Here is a 6,919-nt window from a genome sequence, read left to right as displayed (position 1 = left end):
GCGCCCTGGCTGCCGCCGGACGAGGCGGCGCGGCTGCGCGCCTGCCCGAGCCCGACCGATGCGGTGCTGGCCGGCCTGACCCGCGACCTCGCGGACGCGTATCGCGACGGGCACCTCACCGACGTGCTGTTCGGCCTCCTCGAGCGCAAGGTCTCGGACCTGTCGGCGATCCACACCGCCTGCGAGCGCATCCACGGAACGCCCCTGCCCTTCGCCTACACGCTGCTGCTCTACCGCACGGCGTGGCTCTACTGCCTGCTGCTGCCATTCGGCCTGTCGGCCTCGCTCGGCTGGGCGACGCCGGTCGCGACCATGCTGGTGGCGTACACCTTCTTCGGCCTCGACGCGCTCGGCGACGAACTCGAGGAGCCCTTCGGCCTCGAGGCGAACGACCTGCCCCTCGACGCGATGCTGCGCACGGCCGAGCGCACGGTGCTCGACGCCCTCGGCGAGCCGCTGCCGCCTGCGATGGAGCCGGTGCGCTACCGGCTGGACTGAGCGGGCGGGACCTTCGCACACGGCGTTCGGCGTCCATTTTTTCGCGAAGTCGCGCGGTCACGCCCGCGTCGGGGCCATGTCCGGTCCGGGGCCGAGCCGCCGCTGCATCAGCACGGTGCCGAGCCAGCGCCCGTGCTTGTGGCCGACGTTGTCCAGCACGCCGACATGCGCGAAGCCCAGGGCCGCATGGAGGGCGGCCGACGGCTCCGAGCCCGGATCGGTGATCACCGCCACCATCGCCCGCGCATCGATCGCCTCGCAGGCCGCGATCAGGGCCGTCAGGAGCGCGCGGCCGATCCCGAGCCCGCGCGCGGCCTCCGCGACGTAGACCGAATCCTCCACCGTCGCGCGGTAGGCCGCCCGCGCGCGGTACGGGCCGGCATAGGCGTATCCGCGAACGACGCCGTCCTGCTCGGCGACGAGGTAGGGGAAGCCGTCCGCGACCAGCGCCGACCGGCGGCGCGCCATCTCGGCCTCCGTCGGCGGCTCGACCTCGAAGCTCGCCGTGCCGTTCAGGACGGCGTCGGCGTAGATCCGGGTGATCGCGGGAATGTCGGCCTCCACGGCCGGCCGCAGGTTCAGCGTCATCGCTCCGCTCACGCAAAGAAGGGGCCGGCGCCTGGGCGCCGACCCCTCTCGTCGATCGTGCCGCGGCCTCTTAAGGACCGCCCGTGGCTTACTCGGCCGCGGTCATCTCGGCGGTGAAGTGGCCGCACCAATCCTGAGAAGCCACCACCGGCCACAGGCCCTTCGACTCGGGAGCCGGCTGGCTCACCGGCGGGTTGAAGCGGCACAGGCCCTGGTCGCCGGCGGCGGAGGCGCCGTTGGTCTTGTGGTCGTCGAAGAAGCGGCAGCTGTCGCAGGAGGCGTTGGTCGAGGTCATGGGGTCACTCCGGTTCTGGCGTCTGTCGCGAGCCCTGGAAACCGTCGCCGGCCCCGTTGCCCGTCTGCAGTTCTTAATTAGAACAGCTCCAATGAAGCGTCAACCGGTCGGCGGGCGCGTGGTTCCCGCGCTCGCTGCGATCTGCGGAAACCGATCGCGGCATGGCGCCTGCTGGCCGGTGACGGACTGAGCGCGGAAACGCCGGTCGTTGCGGCCCGCCTGTCACCCGCTGCCGGTCCGTGGGCGGCGAGCGTCATCGACTCGCCATGGGCCCTCCCCTAACGTCCGGGGCGGAACCGGCGCCGGTGCCGGTTGGGAGGGTCCCGCCCATGGTGCTGGAAACCGAATCGGCCCTGGAATCGGCCACTGCGCTGGCCACGAGCGAGGCGAAATCCGCCCGCACCGACCTCATCGAGGCGGCGGCCTCGGTCGTCGGCGGGCGCGGCGGCCCGGGCGGCTTCGTCCGCGACCTGTTCGGGCGGGTGCCGCCGGAGGATCTGGCGCCCTACCCGGCCGAGGCGCTGGCCGACCTCGCGATCGCCGCCCGCGACCATCTCGCGATGCCCCGCGCCACCGGGTCGGCGGCGAACCTGCGCCTCGTCGACGTGGCTTTGCCCGCCCTCGGGCGCACCCGCGAGCTGACCGTCGTCGAGGTCGTCAACGACAACCGGCCCTACCTGCTCGATTCGACCCTGGCCGAGCTGACCGAGCAGGGCCTGACGCCCCACCTCGTCGCCCACCCGATCCTCGGCGTCGAGCGGGATGGGGCGGGCGCCCTGCTCCGCGTCGTCGGCGAGACCACGGCGGACGCCCACGGCGCGCTGCTGCGCGAGAGCTTCATCCACATCCACCTCGACCGGCTCGATGCCGGCGAGGCGCGCGAACGCCTCGAAGCCGGCCTCGCCCAGGTCTTCCGGGACGTGGCCCTCGTCACGGACGACAACGACGCGATGCTGGCGCGGCTGGCGGAGCTCGCCGAGGGCTACGGCCGCAACCCCCCGCCCCTGCCGGAGGGCGAGGTCGCCGAGGCGCGGGCCTTCCTCGAATGGATGCGCGACGGCCACTTCACCCTGCTCGGCATGCGCGAGCACGCGCTGCCCGGCGAGGCCGCCACCGAGGCCGAGAGCCTCGGCATCCTGCGCGATCCCGGCCTCGCGGTGCTGCGCCGCGGCCGGGCGCTGGTCGACATGACGCCGGAGATCGTGGCCTTCCTCGAAGAGCCGCACGCGCTGATCATCACCAAGTCGAGCCTCAAGGCCCGCGTCCACCGGGCGGCGCATCTCGACTACGTCGCGGTGAAGCTCTTCTCCACCACCGGCAAGCTCACCGGCGAGGTCCGCATCGTCGGGCTGTTCACCGCGGCTGCCTACACCGCGCTCGCCCGCGAGGTGCCGTATCTCCGCGGCAAGGTTGCGGCCGTGGTGGCAAAGGCCGGCCTCGACCCGACGAGCCATGCGGGCCGAGCGCTGCTCGCGGTGCTCGAGACCTACCCGCGCGACGACCTGTTCCAGATCGACGTGGACCGGCTGTTCCGCTTCACCCTCGCCATCGCCAACCTCGCCGACCGGCCGCGCATCCGCGTCCTGTCCCGGACCGACCGGTTCGGGCGCTTCGTCTCGCTCCTCGTCTACGTGCCGAAGGACCGCTACGATTCGGTCGTGCGCGCCCGCATCGGCGCCTACCTGGCGCAAGAGCACGGCGGCCGGCTCTCGGCGACCTATCCCGACCTGCCCGAGGGGCCGCTGGCGCGCATCCACTACGTGGTCGGCTTCTCGGAGGCCGGCGCGCCGGAGCGCGACCCGTCGGCGCTCGAAGCCGGGATCGCCGCCTTGGTGCGGACCTGGGGCGACGCGCTCCGCGCCGCCCTCGGCGACGCCATGGGCGGCTCGGAGGCGCGGACGCTGGCCGCCCGCTACGGCGAGGGCTTCTCGGCGGCGTACCGCGAAAACTTCTCCGCCGAGGTCGCCATCGGCGACATCGCCATCCTCGAATCGCTCTCCGAGGAACGACCGCGCGCGGTCGCCATCGACCGCCGCGACACCGACCCGGCGGCGCAGGTGCGCCTCAAGGTGTTCTCGCGCGGGGCGTCGCTGCCGCTGTCGGACCGGGTGCCCGGCCTGGAGAACCTCGGCTTCCGCGTGATCAACGAGCGGACCTACAGCGTTTCGGCGGTCGGCGCCGACACCAGGGTCTGGCTGCACGACATGCTGCTGGAGCGCGCCACCGGCGCGGCGATCGAGATCGGCCCGCTCGAGGCGCCGCTGGAGGCGGCGATGCTCGCCATCGCCGCGGGCCAAGCCGAATCCGACGGCTACAACCGCCTCGTGCTGGAGGCCGGCCTCGCCTGGCGCGACGTGGCTTTGCTGCGGGCGCTCGGCCGCTACCTGCGCCAGCTCCGCGTGCGCTACGGCCAGGATTACCTCGCCGCGACCCTGAGCCAGCACCCCGGCATCGCCCGCCAGCTCGTCGCTTTGTTCTACGCCCGCTTCGACCCCGTCACCGAGGGCGACCGCCAAGCGAACGAGGCCGCCGTCCGCGAGGCCATCGAAACGGCGCTCGCCGACGTGACCAGCCTCGACGAGGACCGCATCCTGCGCCGCTTCGTCAACCTCGTGGAGGCCGCGGTCCGCACCAACTTCTTCCAGACGGCCGCCGACGGGCTCCCGCGCGAGACGATCGCCTTCAAGTTCGCCTGCGCCAAGGTGTCCGGGATGCCGCTGCCGCGGCCGTTCTTCGAGATCTTCGTCTACGCGCCCCGCGTCGAGGGCCTGCATCTGCGCTACGGCTATGTCGCCCGAGGGGGCCTGCGCTGGTCCGACCGGCCGGAGGATTTCCGCACCGAGATCCTGGGGCTGGTGAAGGCCCAGCAGGTCAAGAACGCGGTGATCGTGCCGGTGGGCGCCAAGGGCGGGTTCTACCCCAAGCGCCTGCCGCCGGCTTCCGACCGCGCGGCGTGGCTCGCCGAAGGCACTGAGAGCTACCGCATCTTCATCCGCACGCTGCTCGAACTCACCGACAACTTCGTCAGCGAGGGCATCGCGCCGCCGTCCGACACCGTGCGGCACGATTCCGACGACGCCTACCTCGTGGTCGCCGCCGACAAGGGCACGGCGACCTTCTCCGACATCGCCAACGCGCTCTCGCTGGAGCGCGGGCACTGGCTCGGCGACGCCTTCGCCTCCGGCGGCAGCCAGGGCTACGACCACAAGGGCATGGGCATCACCGCGCGTGGCGCCTGGGAGGCGGTGAAGCGCCACTTCCGCGAGATCGACGTCGACACCCAATCCGATCCGGTGACGGTGGTCGGCGTCGGCGACATGTCGGGCGACGTGTTCGGCAACGGCATGCTGCTCTCGCGCACGCTGAAGCTGATCGCGGCCTTCGACCACCGCGACGTGTTCCTCGACCCGAACCCCGACATGGCCGTGAGCTTCGCCGAGCGGAAGCGGCTGTTCGACCTCGGCCGGTCGAGCTGGGCCGACTACGACAAGGGCCTGATCTCGGCCGGCGGCGGCGTGTTCTCGCGCGCGCTGAAGGCGATCCCGCTCTCGGCGGAGATCCAGGCGGCGCTGGGCTTCGACCGCGCCTCCGCCTCGCCGGCCGAGCTGATGCAGGCGATCCTCAAGGCGCCCGTGGACCTGCTGTGGTTCGGCGGCATCGGCACCTATGTCCGCGCCACCACCGAGACCGACGAGCAGGCCGGCGACCGGGCCAACGACGCGGTGCGCATCACCGGCCCGGAGATCCGCGCCAAGGCGGTGGGCGAAGGCGCCAACCTCGGGCTGACGCAGGCCGGGCGGATCGAGGCGGCGCGTGCCGGCGTGCGGCTCAACACCGACGCGATCGACAACTCGGCCGGCGTCAACACCTCCGACGTCGAGGTGAACATCAAGATCGCGCTGATGATCCCGGAGCGCGACGGCCGCCTCGACCCGGACGCCCGCAACGCGCTCCTCGTCGCCATGACAGACGAGGTCGCGCACCTCGTGCTGCGCAACAACGAGCTGCAGACCCTGGCCCTCACCCTCGCCCTGCACCGGGGCCTCGGCGAGACCGGTTTTGCGATGCGCACGATGCAGGGGCTGGAGGCGGAAGGCCGGCTCGACCGCGCCGTCGAGGTTCTGCCGGACGACGCGACCCTCACCGAGCGCATGCGCCGCGGCGAGGGTCTGACGCGGCCGGAATACGCGGTGCTGCTGGCCTACGCCAAGCTCTCGCTCTACGACTCGGTGCTGGCGAGCCCGGTGCCCGACGACCCGTACTTCGACCGCGAGTTGCAGCGCTACTTCCCCAAGGCGCTCCGCGAACGCTTCCCCGACGCTGTGAAGGGACACCGTCTGCGCCGCGAGATCATCGCCACCGCCCTGTCGAACATCATCGTCAACCGCGGCGGCATCTCGCTCGTCACCCGGCTGACCGACGAGACCGGGGCGGACGCGGCCACCATCGCGAAGGCCTACGCCGTGACCCGCGACGCCTTCGGCCTGATGGAGCTGAACGCGGCGATCGACGGGCTCGCCGGGCGCATCGGCGGGCAGGCGCAGGTCGGACTCTACGCCGAGGTGCAGGACCTGCTGGTCGACCGCATCGTCTGGTTCATCCGCAACCTCGACCTGACCGGCGGCATCGCTCCGCTCGTCGCGCGGTACCGCGACGGGATCGGCGCGGTGCTTGCGGCCCTTCCCGGCGTCCTCGGCGCGGACGCCAACGCCGCGATCGAGCGGCGGCGGGCGGAGCTCGTCGGGCAGGGCATGGACGACGAGCCGGCCCTGCGCCTCGCCTCGCTCCGCGCGCTGACCTCGGCGCCCGACATCGTCCGCGTCGCCGGCACCAGCGGACGGCCGGTGGCGGAGATCGCGGCGACGCATTTCGCGCTGGAGCGGGAGTTCTCCCTGGATGCGCTGGCGGCCGCCGCCCGCGCCGCGCCGGTCTCCGACACCTTCGACCGGGTCGCCCTGGAACGGGCGGTGGCCGGCATCTCGAGCGCCCACCGCCAGCTCACGGCGGAGGTCGTGGACGACATCGGCCCTGGGCCGGAGGCGGTCGCCGCCTGGGGCAAGGCGCGCGGTCCGGCGCTGGCGCGTATCCGCGGGGCGGTCGACGCCATCGCGGCCTCGGGGCTGACGGTCTCGAAGGCCACCGTCGCCGCGAGCCTGCTCGGCGATCTCGCGCGACGCTGATCGGCCCGGTCGCAGACACGAAAAAGCCGGCCCGGCGCTTGCGCGGGACCGGCTTTTTAAGGGCCGACGGGTTGTGCGCGTAGGCTCAGAACGGGCCCATCCGCATGTCGAGCATGCGCTGGTTGTGCTCGAGCCAGAGACGCAGCATCTGCGAGAACAGGCCGGGCTTCGGTGCAGGCTGGGTCATGGTTCGCACTCCGTAGGTCTGACGGTCGTAGACGCCGTCCGTTCGCCCGGAAGATGCGCGTCATGGTGCGTCGCAACAATGGCGTCCGTCGCACGTAACGGATGCGTGGATCGCATGGCAAGCGCTAAAAATTAACGATTTCGCGCCGGGGCATGCGAAAATTGCAGTATC

At 72.1% G+C, this 6,919-nt stretch carries 4 protein-coding genes; 2 read left to right on the top strand and 2 right to left on the bottom strand.

The window, feature by feature from the left end; all coding sequences use genetic code 11:
• A partial coding sequence (locus tag FV229_RS10555) for a bestrophin family ion channel (RefSeq protein WP_281406710.1) occupies positions 1-498 on the top strand: 498 nt, incomplete at its 5' end.
• A gap of 57 nt (positions 499-555) precedes the next feature.
• Here the strand turns inward: FV229_RS10555 and FV229_RS10550 are convergent.
• Positions 556-1,086: a GNAT family N-acetyltransferase gene (locus tag FV229_RS10550; protein WP_147751924.1), complete on the bottom strand. Its 531-nt coding sequence runs from the start codon at positions 1,084-1,086 to the stop codon at positions 556-558.
• A gap of 88 nt (positions 1,087-1,174) precedes the next feature.
• Positions 1,175-1,381: a hypothetical protein gene (locus tag FV229_RS10545; RefSeq protein ID WP_147751923.1), complete on the bottom strand. Its 207-nt coding sequence runs from the start codon at positions 1,379-1,381 to the stop codon at positions 1,175-1,177.
• 329 nt (positions 1,382-1,710) lie between these two features.
• On the opposite strand from FV229_RS10545, the gene FV229_RS10540 reads away from it, so the two are divergent.
• Complete coding sequence (locus FV229_RS10540) at positions 1,711-6,561, top strand: NAD-glutamate dehydrogenase (RefSeq protein ID WP_147751922.1); 4,851 nt, start codon at positions 1,711-1,713, stop codon at positions 6,559-6,561.
• Positions 6,562-6,919: the final 358 nt, after the last annotated feature.

It is taken from the genome of Methylobacterium sp. WL120, from assembly GCF_008039465.1.
Classification (GTDB): Bacteria; Pseudomonadota; Alphaproteobacteria; order Rhizobiales; family Beijerinckiaceae; genus Methylobacterium; species Methylobacterium cerastii.
Note: the sequence above shows the minus strand (reverse complement) of the source record. Positions and strands in the feature narration are given on the sequence as shown.

Excerpts from the sequence above, each read along its gene's own strand:
- FV229_RS10550 (WP_147751924.1), bottom strand. The coding sequence starts at position 1,086 with ATGACGCTGAACCTGCGGCCGGCCGTGGAGGCCGACATTCCCGCGATC.
- FV229_RS10545 (WP_147751923.1), bottom strand. The coding sequence starts at position 1,381 with ATGACCTCGACCAACGCCTCCTGCGACAGCTGCCGCTTCTTCGACGAC.
- FV229_RS10540 (WP_147751922.1), top strand. The coding sequence starts at position 1,711 with ATGGTGCTGGAAACCGAATCGGCCCTGGAATCGGCCACTGCGCTGGCC.